This window comes from Thioclava sp. SK-1, assembly GCF_001705665.1.
Lineage (GTDB): Bacteria > Pseudomonadota > Alphaproteobacteria > Rhodobacterales > Rhodobacteraceae > Thioclava.
This window is the reverse complement of sequence record NZ_MDHA01000044.1, coordinates 55465-80110: the sequence shown is the minus strand read 5'-3', so window position 1 is coordinate 80110 and position 24646 is coordinate 55465. Positions and strand designations below refer to the sequence as shown.

Here is a 24646-nt window from a genome sequence, read left to right as displayed (position 1 = left end):
CATGCATCTGCCCCGGCTTAGCCTGCGTCTTCGGATCGCTGCGATCTTTGGCGCGCTTGGGGCCGGGTCTGTTGTCGCCATCATCGGCGCCACATGGTGGGATCAGGCCCGTGGCGGCGCGGGCTGGCTGGGCGCGGCGGTGGCGGGTTTTGCGGTTCTGGGGCTTATTGTCTGGGTCTGGGTGCTATTCGACGATCATGTCGCAAAGCCGATAGAGCGGCTGTCGGGAGCAATGCGCGCGCGCAGCCATGCCGATGTCGCTGCGCGTTTCCCGACCGATATAGGTCCCTATCTGGGCGATTTGCCCAATGCGGCGGCCGATGTGACCACTGCATTGGTGCAGACGCGGCATGATCTGACCCAGGCGGTGATGCGTGAGACACGTCGATTGCAGCTGCAACGCGACCGGTTGCAGGCGCTGTTGGCGGATGTGCCAGTCGGTGTTGTTCTGTGTTCGGTCGATCATCAGGTGGTGTTTTACAACGGTCAAGCCGTTGATTTTTTAGGTGGAAACCGCGCGGGCGACCAGGGGCTTGGTTTGCGCCGCGGGGTGTTTGATTATCTGCATGCAGGGCCGATTGTGCATGCCTACAGCCGGTTGCAGGCGACGCAAGATCCCGATGCCGCATCGGATCTGCTGTGTTCTACCGTCGCGGGCGGGGCGATCCTGGCGGCGCGGATGCGTTTGCTGACCGGGGAGCAGGGGCAGGCGGAGGCCGGCTATGTGCTGACATTGCGCGATGTGTCAGCTGATGTCGCCGCGCACCGCACACGTGAGGATCTGATTGATGCGTTGTTTGATCAGGTGCGCCGTCCGGCGGCGGCCTTGCAATCGTTGATCGGCGTTTTGACAGATCCGGCAGGCCCCGTGGGAGAGGCGCGCGACCGCGTGCGGCTGGCGGCGCAAAGCGAGGCGGGCGGCTTGGCGCGGGCGATCCACCATCTGCAGGACCGACATGAGGCGGGCCGGGCAGAGTGGTGGCCGCTGGCGATGATCCGTGCCTCGGATTTAGGGGATGCGGTGCGCGCGCGGATTGAAAGCCGTGGCGGGGCGCTGATGCCTGTCGCCTCGGCGTTGATGTTGCGTTGCGATGGGTTTGAGCTGGTCGCGCTTTACGCGGCGCTGGAAGCCTGGTTGCGCGATGGGCGCGATGGGTTTCGGCTGGAAATTTCCGAAGATGGCACCGGGGCGATGTTGGCGCTGGAATGGATGGGGCCTGCAGTGTCGATTGCGATGTTGGAAGATTGGCTGGATCAGCCGCTGGATATGCGTATGGCGGATTTGACGGGGCAGGCGGTTTTGACCACCCATGCCAGCACACTTTGGCCCGAAGAAATGAGCGATGGCCGCGCCCGGCTGTGTCTTCCCCTGCGCGAGGCGCGGCGCGCGACGGCACGTCCCACGCGGCCCGCCCGCGCGGTCGTCTATGACTTTGATCTGCTGTCGCAGGGTCCGGGGGGCGATCTGGCGCAGATGCCGCTCGATCAATTGACATATGTGGTATTTGATACCGAAACGACCGGTCTGCGGTCGGATGCGGGGGATGAAATCGTTCAGATCGCCGCGCAGCGTATCGTCAATGCCCGCCGGGTAGAGGCGGAGATGTTCGATACATTGGTCAATCCGGGCCGCGATATTCCGGCAGCTTCAACGAAAATCCACGGGATCACCAATGCGATGGTGCAAGATGCACCCACGATTGCAGAGGTCGGGCGCAGGTTTCACCGGTTTGCGCATAACGCAGTGTTAGTGGCGCATAACGCCCCGTTTGACATCGGTTTCTTGCGGTTGAAAGAGCCGGTGATCGGCCAGAAATTCACCCATCCCGTGCTGGATACGGTGCTGTTGTCAGCCGTGGTTTTTGGCCAATCCGAAGATCACAGTCTGGACGCGCTGACGCATCGGTTGGGTATCACCATCCCGGAGGAGGCTCGTCACACTGCGCTGGGGGATACGCTGGCCACCAGCGAGGCGTTTTTGCGCCTGTTGCCTGCGCTGCAAGCCCGGGGCCTGACGCGGTTCGGCCCGCTGATCGAAGAGCTGCGCAAACATGGCCGCCTGTTACAAGACCTAAACCGCTGATCTGCCGATCCGGGGAATGGCCCAAAAATTTGCGTTCTTGTGCAGCGCGCCCTCTTGTCTAGCGGGCAGGTGCAGGGTAAAAGTCCGATGCAATGCGGGTGTATCTCAATGGTAGAGAAGCAGCTTCCCAAGCTGATGACGAGGGTTCGATTCCCTTCACCCGCTCCAATCCCTTTCCAAATTTTGATTGAGCGGATGCACATAGTGCGCAATTGTCAGTCGATCAGCGGTGCGATCGACAAACGTTCGCGCGTAGGGGCAGGCGCGGTGACAGCCACCGGTATTGGCACCGGAAGTAAATCAGGATGGGTGTCAAAAATCCCGTGGTCAGTTTTGTCCCAGTAAAACGGACGGTGGATCAGCTCTGATACGGCTTTCCAGCCCGCCAAAGCACCGATCGGGAAATACAGATGCAGGCTTGGCACCCATGGCAAAAGGTGGCGATGTTCTGCACCGCGCACGGCATAGATCCCGGTCCCTATCTGTACAAGCTCTGTCGTGATGAAAAATGCAATCAGCAGCGACAGCAGATCGGGCGGCATCATTGGCTGTAGCGGATGCGGCAGACCCAGTGATAGCAGCCAGAAGCTCCATAACAACGGGGCAAGAAGATATTGCGATACGCAGCCTAAGAACATGATTTGAAAGCCGATAAACTGTCTTGGCCCCAGATCGCGCCACAGTTGGGCGGGATTGCGCATATGCACCATCCATGTCATCGCATAGCCCTTTAACCAACGCGACCTTTGCTTGATCCATGCGCGGGGGCGGCAATTGGCCTCTTCGCGGGTGACGGACTTCATCAGTTCTGTGCGGTAGCCTTTGCGCGCCAGACGTATTCCCAGATCGGCGTCTTCGGTGACGTTATGCGCATCCCACCCGCCCAGAGTTTCCAACAGATCACGGCGAAAAAATAAGGTGGTGCCGCCCAATGGGATCGGCATTTTCAGCCGCGACAGTCCGGGTAAGATCACCCGAAACCATGTCGCATATTCAATGGTAAAACAGCGCGACAGCCAGTTAATCCGCGGGTTGTAATAGTCTAATATCCCTTGCACACAGGCCAAATTTTCGTCACCCTTTGCAAAATGTGCAACGACATCATGCAGTTGATCCGGATCGGGCATATCTTCGGCATCATAAACCCCAACGATAGAACCGCGACAGAAATTAAGTGCGAAATTCATTGCGCGGGGCTTAGTGCGGATTGGTCCATTTGGCACGGTGATAACGCGCATCCAGATCGGCAACGGCGTCTGGGCAAGGGCCGTGCGGGTTGCGTGGTCGCTTTCTTCAATGACAAGCAGCACATCCAGCAGCTCTGGCGGGTAATTCAGCCGCGCCAATCGCGCGATAAGGCGCGGCGCGATGGTCGGCTCGTCAAACATTGGCACCAAGATCGAAATGATCGGCAGGCGGGTGTGCGCCTTGGGGCGTGGCACTGTTTTGGCGGGGGGGTGCCGCTCATGCAAGATATGTGCGGCGCAGGCGCAGGCGCGCAGCACGCTGCTGGCGGCCAATGTCACGATCATCCAACAAAACAATACCGACAGCGTGGCAATCGGTGCCGTGGCTGCCACAGCAACCCCGGCAGCACAGGCAATGGTAAATGCGGTTTTGGGCTTTGGCCTTGGCTGGGGGCGGCAGCTTAGCTGGGGCTCTAACAGGCGTTCCGCACGGCGGATTAATGCGGTTTGACGGCTGGTCAGCAGGCTTTGGTGAATGGCACTTTCAGATGCCAGAAGCATTCGGTATGGGCCAAGTTCCGGCGGAAAGGTTTTGACTATCTGCGCGAAATATTCAGGCCGTGCGGTGGCCACAGCGCAGACGCCCCCGATACACCGCCAGGGCACAACCGTTTCACGCAGGCACAGATCTGCACCAAAGGCATCAATCAATCGTGGGTCCGGACGCTGCACGGCCAGATCAATTTCGTTTACCTTCCATTGGTATGCCAAGGCGGCCATCAGATCGGGTTCGCGCACCCAGCCACGGGTCAATAGAATTTCCCCCAAACGGGCCGCTTCACGTCGACGCAGGGCAAGAGCGCGTAATAGCTGTTGCGGCGTGATGGCGCCGCGTTCAAGCAATATCTGCCCCAAGGGTTTGCGCCGCACCGGGACGGTCGGAATGCGCGGGCGTGGGGCCGGTCGATTGGCGGGCGTGGCCTCGTCCTGGCGTTGCATAAAGGCGTTAATGAAGGCGGTCGCGGGTGCCTCTGTCAGCCCGCGCGGGGCAGGGGATGTAACGATATGGTAATTCGGCGGTAGGGACATGGCGTGGCTGCTTATCCAATTGCAACCTTAGCGTGCATCCGCTTAGTTAATGATACGTTAAATAAAAACGACACGCCCGGGAGCGTGTCGAATGATCTGTGGATAACTCTGTGGTCAAATGAAGACCTTAGGTCAACGTGTCTTCATCGCGTCTGCGAAACGCTCAAACAGATAGTAGCTGTCCTGCGGACCCGGGCTGGCCTCGGGGTGGTATTGAACCGAGAAGACGGGCCGGTTGCTCATCGCGATGCCACAGTTGGATCCGTCGAACAATGACACATGGGTCTGTTCCACACCGTCGGGCAGGGTCTGGCTGTCAACGGTGAAGCCGTGGTTCATCGATGTGATCTCAACCTTACCGGTTGTCAGGTCTTTGACCGGGTGGTTCGCGCCGTGATGACCGTGGTTCATCTTGATGGTCTTTGCACCAAGGGCAAGGGCAAGCATCTGATGGCCAAGGCAAATTCCGAAGACCGGCAGATCTGTTTCCAACACGCCCTTGATCATTGGCACGGCATAGGCGCCGGTTGCAGCCGGGTCTCCGGGACCGTTGGACAAGAACACGCCATCTGGATTAAGTGCCAAAACCTCTTCGGCGGTGGCGCTGGCCGGAAGCACAGTCACATCGCAGCCCGCAGAGGCCAAGCAGCGCAAAATATTGCGTTTTGCACCAAAATCAATGGCAACAACCTTGGGGCCGCCTTCGGCCTTGGGTTGATGCCCATCAGGCCAGGCCCAGCGTTTTTCGTTCCAGCGATAGGACTGTGCACAAGTAACATCTTTGGCAAGGTCCAGCCCTTCAAGGCCGCTCCAGTCGCGGGCTTGTTTTACAAGGGCTTCAATGTCGAAATTGCCTTCTGGATCATGGGCGATGGCGACATTAGGTGCGCCTTGCTGACGGATCGCGCGGGTCAGGCGGCGGGTATCGACACCGCCGATACCGATCCGGCCCGTCTTGGTTAGCCAATTGACAAGATTGTCGGTGGCGCGCCAGTTCGATGGCTCGGTCGGGTCCCATTTCACCACCAACCCGGCGGAAACGGGCTGCGCAGTTTCGTCATCTTCCGGCGTTACACCGACATTGCCGACATGCGGAAAGGTGAAGGTCACAACCTGACCAGCGTAGGACGGGTCGGTCATGATTTCTTGGTAGCCAGTCATGGCGGTGTTGAACACCAGCTCGGCAACCGTGGTTCCGGTTGCGCCGAACCCACGGCCGTAAAACAGCTGCCCATCGGCCAAGGCGATGACAGCGGTGGGTTTGTCGTTGGACTGATAGTTTGCAGGCATGGTGCGACTCCCCGGACAAAATCTGCTGGAACCTACGAGCGACACGCGAAGGGGTCAAGGGGGCTTTGCATATTTGTGTTGTCTATGTTTATCAATAACTTAGGCTGCTTGTGCGTTGCGGGGCAAATCGCTATTGTGGACGCTTGCTTGGAAACTGGGGATCAGACCATGGAAATGCGTGCAAAGATTGCCGCTGCGCTGAAGACAGCGATGAGGGATAAGGACAAAATGCGCTTGTCGACCCTGCGGTTGGTAAATGCTGCGATCAAAGATCGTGAAATCGCCATGCGGTCTGAGAGCGACGCGCCAGAAGTTGGCGATGCCGAGGTTCTGGCGATTTTGGGTAAGATGGTGAAGCAACGACAAGAATCGGCGCGCGCCTATGAAGAGGCCGGGCGTTTGGAACTGTCCGAGAAGGAACGTTCGGAGATTTCGGTGATCGAGGATTACCTGCCCCGCCAGCTGTCAGAAGCGGAGGTTGAAGCGGCGGTGGACGCCGCGATTGCCGCAGTGGGGGCCACATCGATTCGCGACATGGGCCGTGTGATGGGCGAACTGAAATCGCGCTACACCGGGCAGATGGATTTTTCGAAAGTGGGTCCAATTGTAAAGACCCGCCTGGGATTCGTGGCCCAGAACGGTTGATAGTGGCAGGGTGGGAAGAAAGGTTCTGCGGCGGAAAGGCTTTATTCAGAATTATATGCCAGAAATTACATGTAACCTGACCTTAATCTGGATAGTACATGTTTTTTCGCAAGCCCTCTGCCGTATCTGCCCCATCGATGACACAGCTTGAGACAGCCGTGGATCAGAGCATGGCTGTTATCAAGTTCCAGCCCGATAGCACGATCGTGACGGCCAATAAGAATTTTTGCGATCTGATGGGCTACTCAGAGGCGGAGATCGTTGGACAAAAACATCGCATTTTTATGATGGATCAGGACCTGAATGGCGACAGCTATCAGGCCTTTTGGGAGAAGCTGCGCTCTGGCAAGCCCCATCACGAAACCCTGCGGCGAAAGACAAAGGCCGGAAAAGCCGTGCATATTGAGGCCAATTATGTGCCGATAAAGGATGCGAAGGGCGATGTCGTCGAGGTCATAAAGCTGGCCTCTGATGTGACACGCTACGCCACGGCCCGAATGGCGATGAGCAGCAAACTGGATGCGATGAACGCGTCCTCTGCTGTTATCGAATTCGATATGGAGGGTAATATCATCTATGCCAATGATAATTTCCTGTCGGCCACCGGATATTCTGCCGAAGAGTTGCGCGGCCAGCATCACCGGATTTTCATGGATCCTGACGAGCTGTCCGGCGCCGAGTACAAAACCTTTTGGCAAAATCTGGGCCGTGGAGAATTCATCCGTGGAGAGTTCCGCCGCAAGAAGAAAAACGGCGACACATTGTGGTTGAGCGCAAGCTATAATCCGATGCGCGATGTCGATGGAAATTTGATCAAAGTTATCAAGTTCGCATCTGACATTACAAAGATTAAACGCACCAATCTGGATAATGCGGGGCAGATGAACGCGTTAGATGCCAGCCAAGCGGTGATTGAATTCGACCCAAAGGGTAAAATTTTGAAAGCGAATGACAATTTCCTATCGGCAGTGGGGTATTCGCTGTCCGAAATCGTTGGAAAACATCATTCGATATTCGTTGCACCGGAAGAACGCGAAACGTCCGATTATACCAAATTTTGGGCAGATCTGGGCGCAGGGGTGTTTAAGGATGGTGAATACCGTCGCATCCGTAACGACGGATCTGACGTGTTCATCCAGGCGACCTATAATCCCATCGTGGATGGCAAGGGGCGCGTGTATAAGGTGGTGAAATTCGCCAGCGATATCACCCAACGCAAGAAGGCGATTGCCGGGTTCCAAACCGTGATTGAAAAAATGAGCCATGGTGATTTGACCGGGCGTATGAATGAAGCTGTGCCGGCGGATCTGGAACGGCTGCGTGAGGCGTTGAACGCGTCGATGTCGAAGACGGCGACATTGGTAGGTTCTATTGTTGCCAGTGCCGAAACATTGATGACCGAAAGCGGCAGTTTGACAAATGCGGCGGCGGATCTGGGCCACCGGACAGAGTCGCAAGCCGCCTCGTTGGAGCAAACCGCCGCCGCGATTGAAGAGCTGGCAAGCTCTGTCAAAAGTTCTGCGATGGGTGCGAAAGACGCGGCCAAGACCGTTGGGACGGCCAAGGATCGCTCGGTTGCCGGGCGTGCGGTGGTGCAGCAAACCATCACAGCGATGACGGAAATCGCCAACAGCTCCCAATCGATTTCGCGGATCACTTCTGTGATTGATGATATTGCTTTCCAGACCAACCTGTTGGCGCTGAATGCCGGTGTTGAGGCCGCACGGGCAGGCGAGACAGGGCGCGGGTTTGCCGTGGTGGCGTCTGAAGTGCGTGCTTTGGCGCAACGGTCCTCGGATGCGGCGCGCGAAATCGCAACATTGATCGAAACATCTGAGAAGCAGGTGCAAAGCGGTGTGTCACTTGTCGATCAATCAGGCACAGCTCTGAGCGAGATCGAGAACCTTGTTTCGACGTTGGATACATTGGTGCGTGGCATTGCCGCGTCTGCCGAAGAACAATCAATTGGTCTGAATGAAATCACATCGGCGGTTACGCAGCTTGACCAGCTGACGCAGCAAAACGCAGCAATGTTTGAGGAAAGCTCGGCTGCCACCAATGTGCTCAGCCAAACGGCCAAAGAGCTCACTGCAGAAGCGTCAATCTTTATTCTGTCTGAAAGCGGATCACCCTCTTACGCGGTGCGCCGCGCCTCTTAAACAGGTGACGCATATGTCGCAATATAAGCGGGCGCAGTGATCATTTCATATACGCCCGTTGCGCTGCGGGTAGTGATAGCGAAAATGTCAGGATGCATTCCGCCGCGAGTCAGTTTAAACTGATGCGTATGGATAAGCCGCTTTCAATATGGTCCCGCATTGCAGCCATCATTGCCGCCCTTGCACGGGGCGAGGGATTGTCTGTTGTTTTCGATTATTTGCGCGCGCCTCCTGAGCGGTCTGTGGCTTTTACCATTGCTGTCATCGCGCTTGGCGCAAAGATGGCTAAGGCCGATGGGCATGTCACCCGCAATGAGGTGGAAACTTTTCGCCGTATTTTCCAAATTCCGCGGGAAGAAGAGGAAAACGCTGCGCGTGTCTTCAATCTGGCACGCACGGATGTGGCGGGATTTGATGCTTATGCCCGTAAGATCGCCGCAATGTTTGGCCCTGGTGATCCGGTTTTGAAAGATATTTTGGAGGGACTGTTTGCGATCGCCGTTGCAGATGGCGATTACCACGAAGCCGAAGACGCCTTCTTGCTGGAAGTGGCACGTATCTTCGGGTTGGAGCAATGCTGTTTCCGCTCGATCAAGGCCACATTGGTCCCCGATGCAGAGCCCGACCCCTGGACGGTTCTTGAGGTCACGCCGGGTGCGCCGCTGGATCAAGTTCGCGCGGCATGGCGCAAAGCGGTCCGTGAAGCTCATCCTGACCGCGCCATTGCGCGGGGGCTGCCCGAAGAAGCCGTGAAACTTGCACAGGAACGAACTGTTGCGTTGAACCGGGCGTGGGCCGAAATTCAGGCCTCTACTGCCGCGTGAGTGTTCATAATATAATATCTTTTCGTATGAGCTTGGCCTATTTGCATAGTGAATATGCAACCGGGCTAAATCACACTACTTGGCAAGAAGCCCGTTCAGGCGATCCCATAGGCTGTCATCCAGCAACAGGTTTACGCGCAGATAGGCGCCGTCCTGATATAGATCAGACTGCCCCGCGACCTCGTCAGACACAGCGTTAAAGCCCACAGCAATGAGCGCGCCTTCTGTTGGGGAAAAGCCAAGCTCGGCGCCAATGCCGGTCGTGCCGGCGCCATCATTGTCCCACAGCCGGGCGGCATTCATCCCGAATTGAAGGCGGTCATCGAAGAATTCGACGTTCAGCCCGGCTTGTAACAGCTGTGTGGTCGTTTGTGCGTAGGTTGGACCGACACAGATCGATTGATGCTGCCCGGCATATTTTCCGTTCAGCCGCAGGTTCTCGGTGGGTTCATAATGCGCGTCGACTGACCATAGATGCGTTTCATTGCGGCCATGCCTTTGTTCTAACCGATGCTCATACCAACCCAACACATCCAGCCGTGGATCTGATACGGGACGATAGGCAATGCCCAGCCGGGTCCGAATGCGTTGGTGATGGGGTTTGCTGCGTTTGTCGACGGCAACACGGGTACGGCCCAGCAGTGCCCAATCTGGCGTGACCTGCGCCGCAAGGCCAAGGCTTGCATAGAATGTGGTTCCATCTGGCTCTATCGTCGTGTCGAAATCGGCGTCTCCAACCCTTGTCCCGGCATGGTTTTCCCATGTCGCGCCCAGGGTGATGCTGGTCAACTCTTCACCTCCCGTCTTGGCCTTTCGCGAATGTTCCAACCCCAAATTCAGGGTCGTAGCGTCATTGATCTGCCACTGTGTGTCTACGCCCTGATGCAGCGTTTCTTCCAGGTCATCGGGGGCTTCGCTGATTTCTGTCGTGCCGCTTAACCATGAGTTAAGTTGATATTCCATGCCCCAGCGCGCGCGTGATAACAGCATACGGCGGTCAAATGTCAGCTCCACCTCATTATAGCTGCGCCAGCCCGGCGCGGGTTCTCGGTAGCTGCCCAAGACCAGTTCAGCGTGATCGCGGTTTTGGCCGATGACAGGCAGGCGAAGCCGCGCACGGATCGCCACATCAGGACGGCTTGTGGGGGACCAATCCGCCCCAATGATCACCGCGCCATCTTCTCCGCGCCGACCATCTTGTGACCGGCTGGCCAGTTCCAGACCTATTTCGCCACGCAATCGATCGTTAAAGCGGCGCGCATATAGTGCCTCGATTTCAAGTGAATCCCTGTCTGCGCTGCGATCTTTTAGATATTGCGCCACGAGTTCCAGGTCATTCTTGTCGTCCAACGCCACGCCATATGAGAGACGCATTTGCGTTGTGCCCGCACGCGCCAAGCCGCCGCCGGCGACAAAATTATTTCCGGTGTGAATGGCTTCAAATCGCAGCTGCTGATCTTGGGTGCGCAGATCATAGGATAGCCGCCCTGCCTGATCACGACGCCCAGCGAAATCGACGGACCGTGCCAGCTCGGCCTCCCATATGCCACCCCTGAGAGTTTCATGGCGTAGATAGGCAGATTGCAGCTGTTCACGCGCGGGGTTGCCCTTGGGCGCATCGGAATGGACCCCGCGCGCGCCCAGCGTGGTCCGCTCGTTCAGCGCATAGTTGACCTCGCTGCCATAAAGCCAATAACGGGCCGCGCCATCGTGCTCGACCTCATAAGTGACGCGGACCGAGATCGGGTTCCCTTGCAGATCATATTGGCGCAGCGGGTCGTCAAAGGTGATTGTATTGCGGAAGAAATCCAAAATGTAATCCGTGCCACGCCGCAATGAAGTGGCGGTTAAAATATCTCCGCCATCTTCGTCACGCACCAAGACCTCAACACGTTCTGACCCCTCGACATAGCCCGCCAATGTCAGATTGTAGGGGCCAGACACGCCGCGCCCGGGAAATTCAACCACTTGCTGGTTTTGGGCGGTGTATGCGCCGAAGACAGTGACCGATACGCGATCATTTTCCCAATGTGCCTTGGCTCCGGTGGCGACGCGGCGCTGTCCGCCCAGTTTGAACGCGCTGGCCTCTGGCTCAATCGCGATGTCGCCGTAAAGCATGTAGGATCGGCCCTGTTCCACTTTTACATAAAGATTGCTTGAAGATTGGGCATCATAGCCGCGTTCTGAGCTGTCGCCATAGATCGGATAATATTCATCGGCCTGAATGTCACGAAACAGCCGGTCTTCTGTATCGCGATCAGAGCTGTAGCGCAGCGTCAAAAGCGACTCTCCGCGGATTGCGCCTTTGAAATACAGCTCTCCGCGTAAGCCAGTGGTTGTGTCTTCGAAAGGGTTGAGCCGCCCATCGCGCAGCAACGCGCCCGCAGTGTTTTTGTTGAGCGCAATCGCGCCTTCGATCACCCCGATTAGGATGTGCTCGTTCAGGTCAGGGGTAAAGGTGATGGCGGCCTGCGCGGTGTCGAAACCGGCACGAATGATCAGCGTATCTGGACCCGCGATTTGCGGCGCGATCAGGTTGAACGTTGCCTCGCCATTGTCGATATAGGCCTGCACGCCGGGGGCGCCGGGGCGGATATCTTCGACATCCCACAGCGCCTTGCCCGCCGATAGCGTCACGGTGGCAGAGGCAGGGACAGGCAGGCCGCGCGCATCCAACAGGCGTACAACCACCGGGATCTTATTGACCGGATTGGCGCTGGCTGTGTCGGGGGCGATAATGTCAATGCGCGTGGCATCGCCGGGTGCCGTTACACGGACGTCATGGCGCAACCGTTCAATACCAAACCCATCGCGTCCCACAAGGACCAGATGGTTGTCGCCTGCGCGCAGGGTGACGGCGATAAATTCAATGGCTTGAACGTTTTTTTCGCCCCAGCGGCTGTGTTCGCCAACGCGCTGCGATCCAAGGGGGCGGCCGTTCACGATCAGATCCAAGGTTAAATCTGCCCTGGCTTTTACACGAATGTTTTGCGTTCGTCGCTTTAGGATTTGTCCGTCTTCCAGATCCAAAAAAACCGCCGTTTCATCAAACTCTTTGATCATCGCATCGAGCGGCCGGCGAGGTGTTCTGGTTTTCTCTGTCAGGGTAGGGCGCAAAACACCATGTTGCGGATCTTCGTTTTGGGCCTGCAAAAGCGACGGCGTCAGATGTGTGGTGGTGGCCACCCCGGCTTCGGAGCGCGCGGAAAGGGTGGTGGCGCGCGTCGCCTCAATGGGCAGGTCAGTGGCGTGCAACCCGGGGCGTTTCATGTCTTGGGTGAAGTGATCGCGGCGCGCCGTGACCTCGGCCAGCGTGTCGGGCGTGCACGCCAGAACCGCGAAATTTTCTACCCGCATTTCTCCACGGCGCAGGGGCACCAGACGCGTTCCGCCGCGGCCAAGATCATTGCTGCGCGTCACACGTATTTGCGTATTGGCCGGCAATGTCGCGCTTTGCACCCCGAACGCGTGTGTGACGGGGCGTAGTCCGGGAAGCGAGTATTTGCCATTGATATCAGTGACAACAAACAGCCCCTCCTGTGTGACGATGCGAATTCCGGGGATGCCGGGTTCTGATGTGCCGTCTTGGCGCCCATTGGCGTTGCAATCCATGAATACCGTGCCTAAAACCGTGCCTTGCCGCGCAAACACTCCGCCCGAATTGTCCAGCCGTACCACAGCACGCGCCAGTGCCGATTGGTGCAAAATCCCGCTGCCGGCTTGGCGACCAGTCAAAATCGCGGTGTTTTCAAGCTGTCCTTCGTGTGCGACTGCGGTGACGGCCATGGCATAGCTGAGCTTATAACTGCCCAGCGGCAGCAGATTTCCCAAATCGAACACCATGTCGCCATCGGCGTCGGCCATCGGGTCGGCCAGTGCTGTTCCATTCAAGCTGGACGATCCAGGCACGATGCGCATTCCCCGGTCGGGGCGGTCAAAAACCTGTGCCCCAACAAGGGCTTGTTGCATGTTGTTGGTCAGCGTCAGCGTGTAGGTTACAAAATCACCCTGTGTCACACGGTCACGATCTGCCTGTTTGCGCAGCCCGATGGGCGCGCCATAAAACGGATCCAGCGGCAGGTCCGAGACCGAGATCACCCCGCCACCATGGTTAAAAATCGCGCCGAACGCGGCCTGTGTTGTGCTGCGCCCAAAGCCGCGAAACTCTGCCCGGATTGACGGGAATTGCCAGTCAGACGTATCGGCAATGTCAAAACGGTAGCGCCCCGGCGGTAATGTGCCAAAGGCGAAAAAACCACGCGCGTCACTGCGTGTGCGGGCCGTTTCACGCCCCGTGTTCGCATCGATCAACACAAGTGTCACATCGGCAACCGGCGCATTGGTGATCGCATCAAAGACAAAATTTCCTGGCTCTACCTGCACTGTGGCCTGTAGGGCCGTACCCCCGCATTGCGTTTGCGCATGCAGATGATCCCCTTGGATTGCGGCGATAACCCCATCCGCGTGCACAGCCTGTGCCATGTCTGCAATGGGCAGCGGAGGCGTGACGAAAACCCCCGTGTTGGCCCCTGTTTCACGCGCCAAAATGGGTTCGATGTCTCCGGTCAGCTGGCTGCGCAGCATGACCATGAGCGTGTCGACTGCTGTGGAAATGTTACACGCGCCAGAGGTCACGCGCAGCGCAATATCGGAGCCCAGCGTGGCATGATCCACCCCTGTTTCGGTGTGGGGATCAATGATATGCAACTGTCCCGGCGCATCCCGATTGGCGATATAGCGCACCGTGTTGGACGGCAGGTCGAACGCGCCGGAACCGCCCGTGCCATAGGTTTGTGCGGTATTCTCCACCTCAATTTCGCCAAGCGTATGGTCCAGAGTGACAGAAAATGCCACGTAATTGGCGCGCCCAGACGCATAGGCACCAGGATGAAAAAAAGCAACCGCGTCAATTGTGCGGGAATCATTTGGCCGCTTCGTCAGATAACTGTGCTTGGGATCGCCACGGCGATGATACAGCGGGGTCAGCCCACCATTTTGAACGATTTCAGCGAAAACCGTATTCAGTGGCACGCTATCGCGCAGCACAATACCTGCGGTTTGGGTGCCGTTGATTCGTACAGGTGCAGCGTCGATTATGTCATAGGCGGCAACGGCCATGTCGGACATATTGCGCAGCCGCAGATCATAGCGCAGCGTGTCACGGGTATCGCCAGGCACAATGGATTGCGTTTTCGTTAGCTCCAACGCGGCCAAGACGATAGTGGCTTGTCCCATGGCGTCGCCCGTCACCTGCTGTGCAACGGCGTTGTAATCGGCATGTAAGATGAGTTCGGCTTGAAACTGGTCCCCCGGTTGCGCGCCTTGAGCAATGCGAAAGCTGTAAATCAGATCAATCGTTTGTCCCTGTTTCAACGTGAGTTGGACCGAAGGATCGACGGCTAAATCATCACGGTCGACAAGGCCATTGCCATTCACATCACGCACGAGCCGGGCATCGCGTACTAGCGCGACCGCGCCGCGCAGCTGGATCTGCGGTGCGATCTGTAAGGACACATTGCCGGTATTGCGGATGCGGTAATAATAATGGTCACGGGTACCGCGTGAGATGTTTAGCCGCGTCTGGCCGGAAATATCTACGGCGGGAACGGCGGCAACGCGGGCCTCCACCGGATTTGACTGAATGGTCTCCATCAGCCCAAGGGCGGTGTTGAAATAGGTGGTCTGGGCAATATTGCGAATGACCGTGCCTGCCGTGATCGGGCTGGCCAGACTGGTCTGTGGCGTGGCGCAAAGGCCCAGGGCGATCACAATCCCAAGGCGCGCGCATAGGCCCATAGCATGTGCAAAGCGGATGAAGCCTCGCATTACTCGTGCTCCTTAAAGACCAATGACCCGATGCGCAGGCGTAGCCCCCGTGCCAAGGCAGGGCGGATCGGGTTAATTGTCCACCCGCACGGTGAATTCAATCCGAGCCACCCCGCCGGGTAAAACCGTTCCATGATCACTGGAAATGCTCGTGGTGGTGACGGTGGCGGTGCTGCTTGTCGGGAACAGCGTTTCAGGGCAAAGCCCACCGCAATTTGTCACCGTCGTATAGGCTGGAGCCGTGTCAGAAATGCGCACATTATCGGCGTCAAACGCGCCGGTATTTGCGGCCACGATCATGTAGCGGATGCATTGCCCGGGATCGACATTTTGGCGCGTCTTGGAAAATGTGCCGACGGTTCCATCACAGGCGCTGTCAATATATTGGTATTTATTCAAGGTCACATCGCCGGAAACGATGATAATCCGGTCTTGCACAGAGTTATCGCTTGTATCGGCATCCGTTCCCGCACCCAGGTTCAAGCTGGTCGCGACGCTAAGCGTGGCAATTTCCAGAACGCCGGCGGTGGCGGTGGATGGGGTTTGGACACGGTAGATCACCGAAATGCTGCCCCCCAGCGCAAGACCATTCACGCCGCTGCTGATCCCATCAGTCAGCTCATCAAAATTCTCGATCACCGGGTCGGAGGCATCCAGAACCCCATTTTCGTTTTGATCCCAGAAAATTGCACCCGCGAAATCGGACAGCCCGCCATGCGCAATCGCGCCTTCGGTGATGGCGACATTGCCCGCGTTGGTGATCGTATGAAAAATATCTACCACACCGCCAGGCGAGGCCTGTACATCCTGGCTTTCGATGATGTGAATATCGAATATTTCGCTGACGCTCAGCGCGTTGACAATCCGGTCAGATTGTCCTGACACCGCGCTGGAGACTTTGATATCTATGGGAGCCGTGCCGGGGGCGGCTGTTTTCGCCGGGATCACCGTGACAGAGATGGCGGATTGCTGGCCGGCAGGAATTGTTCCGGTGTTGCTGATCAGCGTGCCATTGGCGTTGCGGAACTCTACGGTCCACCCGCTCGGCAATGCCTGATCCAGTGTCAGGTTATAACTGTCTGATACGGGACCATTATTCTCGACAATCATGGCGAATGTAACAGGCGCACCCGGTGCGACAGCCTGGGTGATCCAAGGGGCGCCGCCATTGGTTGGGGCCGCTCCATCGCCCTCGGCACCGACCAGTGTATTTTCCAGATCGACACTGGCGGCGAGGATCGCACCGGTAAATTCTGCCGTGGATGTATCTGTGACGCCTGAGGCGTCAGAGGTCACGGTGACGACCGCAGTGTAATCCGTGGTTGTGGTGGGGAGCAGATTGCTGGGCAAAGTGGCAATCAGCGTGACACGCGTGCTGGCGTCAATCCCTAATGGTCCGACGGAGCCGATGATCGGCGTCACCCCATCGGCGCCGACGATACGAAATGTGGTGTCTGCAGGGAAATCGGTATTGGCGACCGAGACCACAAAGCTATCTGCTTGATTGGAGTGATTGGTGACAATAAATTCATGGCGAATAACCGCGCCTTGGAAGACATCTGCGGTTTCGGTGACGCTGTCGTTTTGGGCGCCATCATCATCGGTCGACGAGGTCACCGACCCATCTGGGGACCCATCGGCATTGATCGCCGTATCTGCGATAGAGGCCGAATATTGATTGGCGATTACGATGGATGCAGTGTTCGAGTTCGGGAATGTGGTGCCGTTCACGGTTTGGGTCGCAACGTTGGTGATCAGCCCGGCATTGGCGCCGGCGGCCACTGTTGCTTGAAACGTGACTCGCCCGGATCTGCCAGAGGCCACCGAGGACAGGTTAAAATTCACGGTCTGAGTGCCGTCAAATTCCCATGCGATCGTTTCGCCATTGCCATTGCTGGCATCGGGCGTGGGGGCACCATCCGCATCATCCAGAGCCACACCGGAATCCGACCAGCGTGCCGATCCGGGCACATAGCTCAAGCCGGTGCTTAGGACATCTTCGACGGCGTAATTGGTCGCGGCAGTCAGTCCGGTGCTGGAATATGTCAGCGTGATTGTGACCGTATCGCCGGCGTCGATAATGTTGGGATTACCCGCCGAGGCGGCATCGGCCACCATAGATTTCACCAGCTCGACAATTGCGTCATTGGAAATGGTCAATGTATCGGTATTGCTGGATAAAACGGTGCCATCTAATTGCGACGCGGCTTGGACGGTTATGGTTTCTGCCCCCGCGGCGGTAGCGGGCACAGTGGCCTCGATGACCACGCCGAACTGCTCACCCGGGGCCAAGACCGGCGTTTGGCTTAACGATGTCGCACTATCGGCAACCCCGTCCATATTCGCGTCCGGGTAAAACACCAGTTGCGACGTATTCAGCGTACCGCTGCTGTCTTCCGTCGCCGTTAACGTAAAGGCGTCGGGCCCATTGCCTTCATTGGTGATAATATGTGGCAAGAAGGCTTTGCCGCCGGGCGCGATGGTTTCGGAATTGTCGGATGTCAGTGTCACGCCGGCGACTTGCTGCACGAGTGTTTCAACGGTGTTGGAGGTCACGGTGATCGTATCACCTGACGCATTGGTGTAGGTTGCGACAGCTTGGTTGCCGATGACTGCGCCGGCTTCGGGCGCTGCATAGGCTGCGCCGCATATGCACGCGCTAAAAGCCACTGCGCTTGCATAGCGCAGGAATGCAGGATGATACGTCACGATGAATTCCTTGGATTAAGCTTTATGCACGAACAGTATGGGCCCTGTGTCAGTTGACGCGGACGCGGTAACTGTTGAAGGCGGTTTCACCCGGCTCTAGCGTATTTGCGTATCGCCAGCGCACTGCGACGATTGCGCTGGCGGGCAGGGGTTCGTCTTGCACTACGCCGCGGCCATCGATCACTTTGCGCATGGCGGGCAGGGTGGACCATTCCAATCCGTCCTGGGTTGGGTCCAGTTCGGCCTGCACTTCAAATGTCGCCGGGACAGAGCTGCTTTGTCCGTCTATCGTGATGGTCACGCCCTGCGGGACGGGCGCCGCAATCACCAGACCGGCCATCGCATCCTGTGTCATATTTGCATGGCTAAGCTGGTAGTGGATGAGCTCACCGGGTTTGACGCTGTCGCGGGTGATCAGCTGTTCTTGCCCCTCTGCGTTATATTCAACAATCTGATAGGAGAACTGGCTTTCCAGTGTCTGCGCCCAAGTCGCACTGGCCGCAGCAAAAAGCGCCATTACGGCGATCAGCACCAAAGCCTGACGATCAAAGAGAAATGACATAGGCAGTTCCTTCGTAACCGAGAAAAATTTCAGCGTTTACCACCTTAGATTGATTTTAGTTTAGATAGTCTTACTGGCATTCATTATGATCTATAGGATGCTGAAATAATTGATATTTTTTGTTTTTTTGTCCGTTTCTGCTTTGTGAATCTGAAAAAAGGGCAGGTAATTACTTGGTTTTCGGAAGGGATTTCTTCCCATGGATGCAATCTATGGATGTGATGATTCGTCCCTGCATGTGAACGACACGGTCGTGGTCGCTCGGGCTTAGGGCGCAATCTGCACTTGGAATGTCACACTGCCTGTCGCACCGGGGGGATGGGTCCCCGCGCATTCCCAGCGTAGCGGCCCGGCATAGCCAGCGTTGTTTGGCGAAGGCACGGCAAGGGTGCAGATCACATCCGTGCCAATTGCGGTGGAGCTGGGGATCGGCGCCGCGAGGGTCGTGTAGGGCGGTGTTCTGTCGTGGATCACAATTTGCGTTGCGGGCAGAGTGCCGGGATTGTCCAGATAGATGCGATATTCCAGCACATCCCCTAATGCCGCCCCGTTGCTGACGCCTTCGGGAGTGCCCTGTGTGATGTTACGCACGGTTTTACGCAATGTCAGCTGCCCTTGAGAGCTATCGACGCGCACCACATCGGTGTTGCGAACTTGCGCGCTGAGACCGGTCGCGCCATAGGTTGTATCCGCGATCAGGTCAAAGGCGATGCTGGCCCCCGGGCTGGCCGCAGACGAGGCTGTGACCCTAATCACCAGGCAGATGCGCGTGTCTGCCGTGATCGGCTGCGCCCCGTTCACAGCCGTTATGGGGGTGCCATTACAGGCTGGGTCGAGGAATATTCCGGTTGAAAATAATCCTGGCATTGTCGCTTGGTGCACGTCAATTTCAAAGGTTACATTGCCTGGGGCTTGGGCTGTATACTCATGGCGGAGGGTGATAACCTGTCCCGAGCGCATTGCGGCCTGTTGGCTGTTACGCAGCCGTGCAGAGGGGATCACGCCGAAATTCAGATTGCTATAGGTGCCGCCCGAAACGGGGGTAAAGCCGAAGCTTCCGTCGCGCGCTTGCGTATTCACCAGACCGGGCAATGTGCCGGGGGATTCGGACACAACTTGGCCGTCCGAAGTTGGCGCCAGCGTAACAGTGACAGCGCTGTTGAACCCCTCTGGCAAGGTCAGCGACCATGTGCCGTCCGCGGCAACCACCGGCTGGCCCAGCACGGTCCCGACGGTATCCGCGACAGTTACGGTCGCATCAGGAATTCCCGGTTCTTGAGCCCCTTGGAGACCATCATAGGCGGTGTCCCCTGCCGCCCCGTTGTCGCGAAACACCGTGCCCGACAGGGTCGGCCCCATGCCAATGAAACTGACCGTTGCGCTGGCCTCATCATCATCGACAATCCCATCGGAAAGATCGTCGCGAAGCGTGCCGACCGCCGGGTCGCTATCGGGATCGGGTATGGCCGAGGCCACGATCTCTGCCGTATTGGTATGGGTGCCGGTGGCCTTCATCACCACACGCAGCGTCAGTGTCGCGCTGGTGCCATCGGGCAGATCGGTCAGGGTCCAGATCCCGCTGCTGGGGTCATAACCCATCGCCTGTGCTGCAGCATCATTAGAGACATAGGTGAACCCATCGGGGATCAGATCGCGCACCCGCACATCCGTTGCGGTGGCCGGGCCATCATTCGTCACGGTCAAAACAAAATCAATCTGCGCTCCGTCTTGTGCAGATGACAAGGCGGCACCTGATGTGTCAAAGGCTGCTTTGTTAAGCGACAGATCGGCCTGCAAAGCCGTTGCTTCAAACCCGAAATCCTGATCAGAGGTCTCGGCGCCGGTCATCACCGTGACGCCGATGCGCGGGTTCGGGGTGCTGATCGTTCGGTTCGCGGGTATCTCGGGATCCGCCTCGTTTACCTCAATCCGGTAGGTCACAGTGGCATCGACCCCGGCAAAAACATAGCGGCCATCACCATCGGTTTGGGTGGTGGTGACCAATATGTCATCTGTCAGGTCTGCCGGTGTCGCATTATCGCGGTATAGGGCCATAGAGATATCGGCGGGCAGGCCGCTTTCGCCCACATCATAGGCCCCCGATGCGTTGCTGTCGTGATACAGCCTGCCCGATATCGTGCCTTCGGCAAATACGGTCGAGGCATAGAAAGATCCTTTTCGGCAGGAGGCACCATCATTTCCGATCTGCGCGGAACCTGTTCCATCCACCTTAAAGAACTGAAAGCTGGCTGGGCGGTCCCCGGCCTCGCCCAGCTCAAGCGCAAAAATCTGTTGCGAGACATTATCATAGGCGTAGAAATAGCCGTTCTCATCCATCCAGACGGAGTCCAGCTGATATGATCCGGTGCCTGCCGGCAGTGTCACATTGTCCGCCACAAGCACGGTTGAGGTCGCACCAGCCACCCCACCAAGCGGATCGAGCGCATAAATGTCATTGCCATTTGCCACCATATATAACAGCCCGTCGCGTGGGTTATAGGCCATATCCAGGCCATTGGGCGCGCTGCTGCCTGCCTCTAACACGCCCAAATTGGTTGGGGCGGACGGGTCGGAAATATCGACAAGCTGATACCGCCCCGTTGTGGCCTGAGAATTATAGATCAACACGCCATTTGGCAGAATTTCCAGCGTGGTTCCCACCGGTTCTAATCCCAGCGCGGACATATCACTGACCAGTTGCACAGCACCTGAATAGGTGACGCGGTGCAACTGAAACGTATTGCGAAAAATGCCGTAAATATAGTTGTCGACCTCGTTCCAGCCCCAGCCGGACATCGTGTATGTGCCAGAGAAATTGGCAGGATAAGTCGTGCCGTTGGTGCTATAACTGCCGGCAGACCCGCTGATCTGTAGCTTTTCTAAAATCGGCTGCGCACCGCTTTCATAGATCATATAAAACCCGGTGTCGCAAACCAAAGGCGCATTGGGATTGGACAGGGTAACAAGGTAATCTTCAACCTCCCCATCCAGATTAAGCCCGTCAAAGGGTTCCAGCCCGACAATGCTGGTGGTGGACCAACGCACGCGCGCATAAGATATGCCGTTGCCAATATCCCCCGGCACGGGAATTTCCAGACTGATCTGATTGTTGAATACCCCATCGGTGTCGCCGGCGCCGCCGTCACGGTAATTGACCGCGACCTGTTCAGAGGTCTCAAACCTGCCGTTTTGATCCCAGTCGACCCAAAGCTGCAGGTTTGTAATCCCCGATAATACCGGCAAGCCAAGCGCCAGCTGCAAGCTAAGCGTTTCATGGGTTTGCACCGTCAGGTTTTGTGTCGTGCCCGCCTCTAACACCGGGAAAAGCGCGATGGCATCTTCATCATCACTGCCGGCCAGATCATCGGCATCGGCGGTGACACTGTTTTGCGGCACCCATTCAGTATCGGGTAGTCCGGCGCCAAGATAAATTGAGGGTACGACAATATGGCGTGGGTCACCATAGCTGGCCGGGGCATCGCCGCGATCCACCAGATCTGCGGCGACGATCACCAGCGAGTAATCCTCTACCTCGCCATCCAGGGCGAAGCCTGCCGCGGGCAGGCCCGGCGTGCTGGCATAACGAAACCGCGCGTATGTTGTCGCGGTCGTGGCATCGGTGGGCACGGCCACATCCACCTGAATCACACCATCGCCTGCGACAGTATCAAACCCGGTGCCGTCATCTGACAGATCGCTGGCAATACGTTCGCCCAGAGTTTCCTCAAACACGCCGTCCCCGTTGAAATCAATCCAAGCCTGCAAAACGCCTGCACCGGTTACCGGAATATTCAGCGTGCTGATCGCGCCCTGTGTCATTACGGGGAAAAGGATGGCATCTTCATCGTCATTATCGATCAGGTCATCTGCGGTGGCGGTGGCATCGGATTGCGCCACGATTTCAATATCTGGTGCAACCGACCCCAAATATATGGTGGGGGAGGGTCTGACGGCATGAGCCGCCACCAGATACGTGACCGGCGCATCGCCGAAATCCAGCCCAAGCCCATCAAACACAGCCAATGTCACCTTGGCGCGGTCGCAATCGCCCGGCGTCAGGCTGTCGCACAATCGGTAATCGATCGTATATGTCCCGGCGGGCACCCCGGGCGGCACAATCACCCGTCCCGCATCCACTCCAGAGGTTTCCAGAACAGGCACCGGGTCGCCATCATTTTGCGGAACCGCCGGGGTCAAAACCTCCAATGTGGCGGTGGGGAACAGCGCGGGCAGCGCGTTAATCGTGTCATTGACCAGAACCTCCCCCGCGGTGCCACCAAGCAAGCTATTCAGGGGCGAGGCGGTGTAATCATCGTCGCGCGCGATCACATCGGCAGAGCTATTGACGATACCGCATAGCAAAATACCCGAACCGCGCGTGGCCGGATTGGTGGATGAACCGGTAAAGCCATGAATGAACGCGCCTTCTATAAATGTGTCATATTCATAGGTGGCGTAATTGTCGAAATTGGTTTCATTGGGTTCATCGATCCAATTGCTGGGATCACCCTGTTTTGCGGGGTCCATTGCGATGGCCTGGCCCGGCGCGGGAAAAGCGACAAGAGGTGCCGTGTTAAGATAGCTTATGGCACGCGGCGAAGAAACGGGGCCCACAACGTCCGAACTGTCATCAGAACTGCCACGGCTGTCCACATCGGTTTGCTGCACGATCACACCGTTAATCCGGCTTTGTTCAATTGCGATGCCTTGCGGATTGGCCGGGGTGGCGGTGCCATCTTGCACAAGGCGCAGCCGATAGGTCACATAGCCATTATTTGATGGGGTCATTAATGCTTGCAGTGACCCTTCCAGCTTTACGGCGCTGGCATTGCTGATCTGATCCAGCTGAAACACCACATCAATGGCATTGCCGTTGACATCTTCGGTAACGTCATCGAACAGGAAAATATCGGAGGTGGTTAAGGCTGCGGCACTGCCGGGCCCTGCCAACTGGCTACGCGTGTGGGCAAAGACCGATTGAGGGGTGCAGTTTTGCGCGCCGCTGTCCCCCGATAATACGCTGGTCACAAGCGAAAGTGACTGGCTGTTGGATTGCAGTCGGGCTGAAAAGGCCTGACCGATGGCGCCGATCCCGGCGGTGGCTGTGCTGTTGACCGTTCCGGTCAGCACGTCAAGCGCGGATATCGTATAGGGTGCGGTGCAAGTCACCGTGCCGCCAGGCGCGATTGGGGCGGTGATCGCCGGACATGTCACACTGCCCAGAAGATCATCTTCAATCACCACATCCTGACCAATGTTAAAGGGTAATTCGCCATTGTTGGTGACGGTATAGCTGTAGGTCACTGTGTCGCCTTGCAGGCCCGAAATGGGCGTGACCGACCGTGCCAAAGAGATGGATTGATCCACGGTAAAATTGGCGTTGCCAAACATCCCAAGTCCGCGCGCACCGGGATCATATGTGGTGAAGACGTTGTAATTCCGAACATTCTGGATGCTTTCATCATACCAAAATGTCACGGAAGAAGTCGCATCCGGGAAGGTCGCGCGCACAGACCCCGTATCATCATTGGGCGACGTAGGCGAGCCGGTCGGTCCCTCAAAATAAATACATTGCGCCTGATTGGCTGTGATTGGTCCGGTCAAGCCAGAGCCAAACCCCGGCCCCACCACGACAGAAGGTGTCAAACTGAGCGTGCTAAGCGTGGGATTGCCATTATCACCAAACACGGTCAAAAAATCACAGCGGTCAGAAACAGCATTGTTGTCGGTGCTGTCGATGTCGAACACATCAATCGTCAGGTCGTCGACAAGAATGGCAATACCGCCAGAACTGGCCGAGACAGTAGAGATCGTGCGGGAGTCGCCAATCGCGCCCTGATTTTGCGGCGCATCCACTACCAAGATCAGCGATTCCGTGCTGCCGCCGAAAATCGTTACGTCGTCGGGGGTGGGAATGGTGCCACCAGCCCCGTCAGGATAGCCCGCGAAAGGGCCGGTATGGGTGACGGTGACATCGACCTCAAACCCGTTTTGGTCTCTCAGCGTGCGGACTAAGGGGCCGGTCACGCCGGCGGGCCAGTCGAATGCTTCCCAATCAATTTGAAAATCACCGGCATGGGCCGCAGGTCCGCCAAGCCCCCAAAGGATTGCAATTGTTTGACATATCGCGCTGGCCCTGTGTCGCAAGATCCGATGTATCACTCAATCAACCCTAACCTGCATCCGTGCGAAGCGGCGTGTCGTGTCCGTGTTCAATTTTTAGTGCCAAATCAACGAATAATGATAGCAATCTTGATACGATATAAGCGCGC

The 24646-nt window shown here is 57.2% G+C and carries 10 protein-coding genes and 1 tRNA gene; 5 read left to right on the top strand and 6 right to left on the bottom strand.

The features are described from left to right. The first annotated feature begins 1 nt into the window (after position 1). Together BFP70_RS10570 and BFP70_RS10565 are read left to right on the top strand one after the other, a co-directional pair. Positions 2–2083, top strand: a complete 2082-nt coding sequence (locus BFP70_RS10570) for an exonuclease domain-containing protein (protein WP_066011544.1) — start codon at positions 2–4, stop codon at positions 2081–2083. 94 nt (positions 2084–2177) lie between these two features. Then, positions 2178–2251: transfer RNA gene (locus tag BFP70_RS10565), tRNA-Gly, on the top strand. 47 nt (positions 2252–2298) lie between these two features. Here BFP70_RS10565 and BFP70_RS10560 read toward each other — a convergent pair. Further along, on the bottom strand, positions 2299–4359 hold the full coding sequence (locus BFP70_RS10560) for a glycosyltransferase family 2 protein (RefSeq protein ID WP_255356669.1): 2061 nt from the start codon (positions 4357–4359) through the stop codon (positions 2299–2301). A gap of 132 nt (positions 4360–4491) precedes the next feature. Next, on the bottom strand, positions 4492–5649 hold the full coding sequence (gene carA, locus BFP70_RS10555) for a glutamine-hydrolyzing carbamoyl-phosphate synthase small subunit (protein ID WP_066011543.1): 1158 nt from the start codon (positions 5647–5649) through the stop codon (positions 4492–4494). 168 nt (positions 5650–5817) lie between these two features. Between carA and BFP70_RS10550 the strand changes: the two genes are divergently transcribed. From BFP70_RS10550 to BFP70_RS10540, 3 genes are all read left to right on the top strand, one after another. Then, positions 5818–6294: a GatB/YqeY domain-containing protein gene (locus BFP70_RS10550; RefSeq protein ID WP_066011738.1), complete on the top strand. Its 477-nt coding sequence runs from the start codon at positions 5818–5820 to the stop codon at positions 6292–6294. Between the two features lie 98 nt (positions 6295–6392). Continuing rightward, a complete protein-coding gene (locus tag BFP70_RS10545; protein WP_066011542.1) occupies positions 6393–8453 on the top strand; it encodes a PAS domain-containing methyl-accepting chemotaxis protein in 2061 nt (686 codons plus the stop codon). Between the two features lie 128 nt (positions 8454–8581). Continuing rightward, complete coding sequence (locus BFP70_RS10540; protein ID WP_066011541.1) at positions 8582–9277, top strand: molecular chaperone DjiA; 696 nt, start codon at positions 8582–8584, stop codon at positions 9275–9277. Between the two features lie 75 nt (positions 9278–9352). Here BFP70_RS10540 and BFP70_RS10535 read toward each other — a convergent pair whose 3' ends face one another. The 4 genes from BFP70_RS10535 to BFP70_RS10520 form a co-directional block, all read right to left on the bottom strand. Beyond that, on the bottom strand, positions 9353–15103 hold the full coding sequence (locus BFP70_RS10535; protein ID WP_083217449.1) for a DUF11 domain-containing protein: 5751 nt from the start codon (positions 15101–15103) through the stop codon (positions 9353–9355). A 72-nt stretch (positions 15104–15175) separates the two neighbouring features. Further along, positions 15176–17812 carry an S-layer family protein gene (locus tag BFP70_RS10530; RefSeq protein ID WP_066011540.1) on the bottom strand — a complete coding sequence of 879 codons (2637 nt, stop codon included), beginning with the start codon at positions 17810–17812 and terminating at the stop codon, positions 15176–15178. Positions 17813–17861: 49 nt separating this feature from the next. Further along, positions 17862–18374 carry a hypothetical protein gene (locus BFP70_RS10525; protein ID WP_066011539.1) on the bottom strand — a complete coding sequence of 171 codons (513 nt, stop codon included), beginning with the start codon at positions 18372–18374 and terminating at the stop codon, positions 17862–17864. Between the two features lie 267 nt (positions 18375–18641). Beyond that, positions 18642–24536 (bottom strand): GEVED domain-containing protein, encoded by a 5895-nt coding sequence (locus BFP70_RS10520; RefSeq protein ID WP_083217448.1) that lies wholly within the window; start codon positions 24534–24536, stop codon positions 18642–18644. Positions 24537–24646 lie beyond the last annotated feature (110 nt).

Excerpts from the sequence above, each read along its gene's own strand:
- BFP70_RS10570 (WP_066011544.1), top strand. The coding sequence starts at position 2 with ATGCATCTGCCCCGGCTTAGCCTGCGTCTTCGGATCGCTGCGATCTTT.
- BFP70_RS10560 (WP_255356669.1), bottom strand. The coding sequence starts at position 4,359 with ATGTCCCTACCGCCGAATTACCATATCGTTACATCCCCTGCCCCGCGC.
- carA (WP_066011543.1), bottom strand. The coding sequence starts at position 5,649 with ATGCCTGCAAACTATCAGTCCAACGACAAACCCACCGCTGTCATCGCC.
- BFP70_RS10550 (WP_066011738.1), top strand. The coding sequence starts at position 5,818 with ATGGAAATGCGTGCAAAGATTGCCGCTGCGCTGAAGACAGCGATGAGG.
- BFP70_RS10545 (WP_066011542.1), top strand. The coding sequence starts at position 6,393 with ATGTTTTTTCGCAAGCCCTCTGCCGTATCTGCCCCATCGATGACACAG.
- BFP70_RS10540 (WP_066011541.1), top strand. The coding sequence starts at position 8,582 with ATGGATAAGCCGCTTTCAATATGGTCCCGCATTGCAGCCATCATTGCC.
- BFP70_RS10535 (WP_083217449.1), bottom strand. The coding sequence starts at position 15,103 with ATGCGAGGCTTCATCCGCTTTGCACATGCTATGGGCCTATGCGCGCGC.
- BFP70_RS10525 (WP_066011539.1), bottom strand. The coding sequence starts at position 18,374 with ATGTCATTTCTCTTTGATCGTCAGGCTTTGGTGCTGATCGCCGTAATG.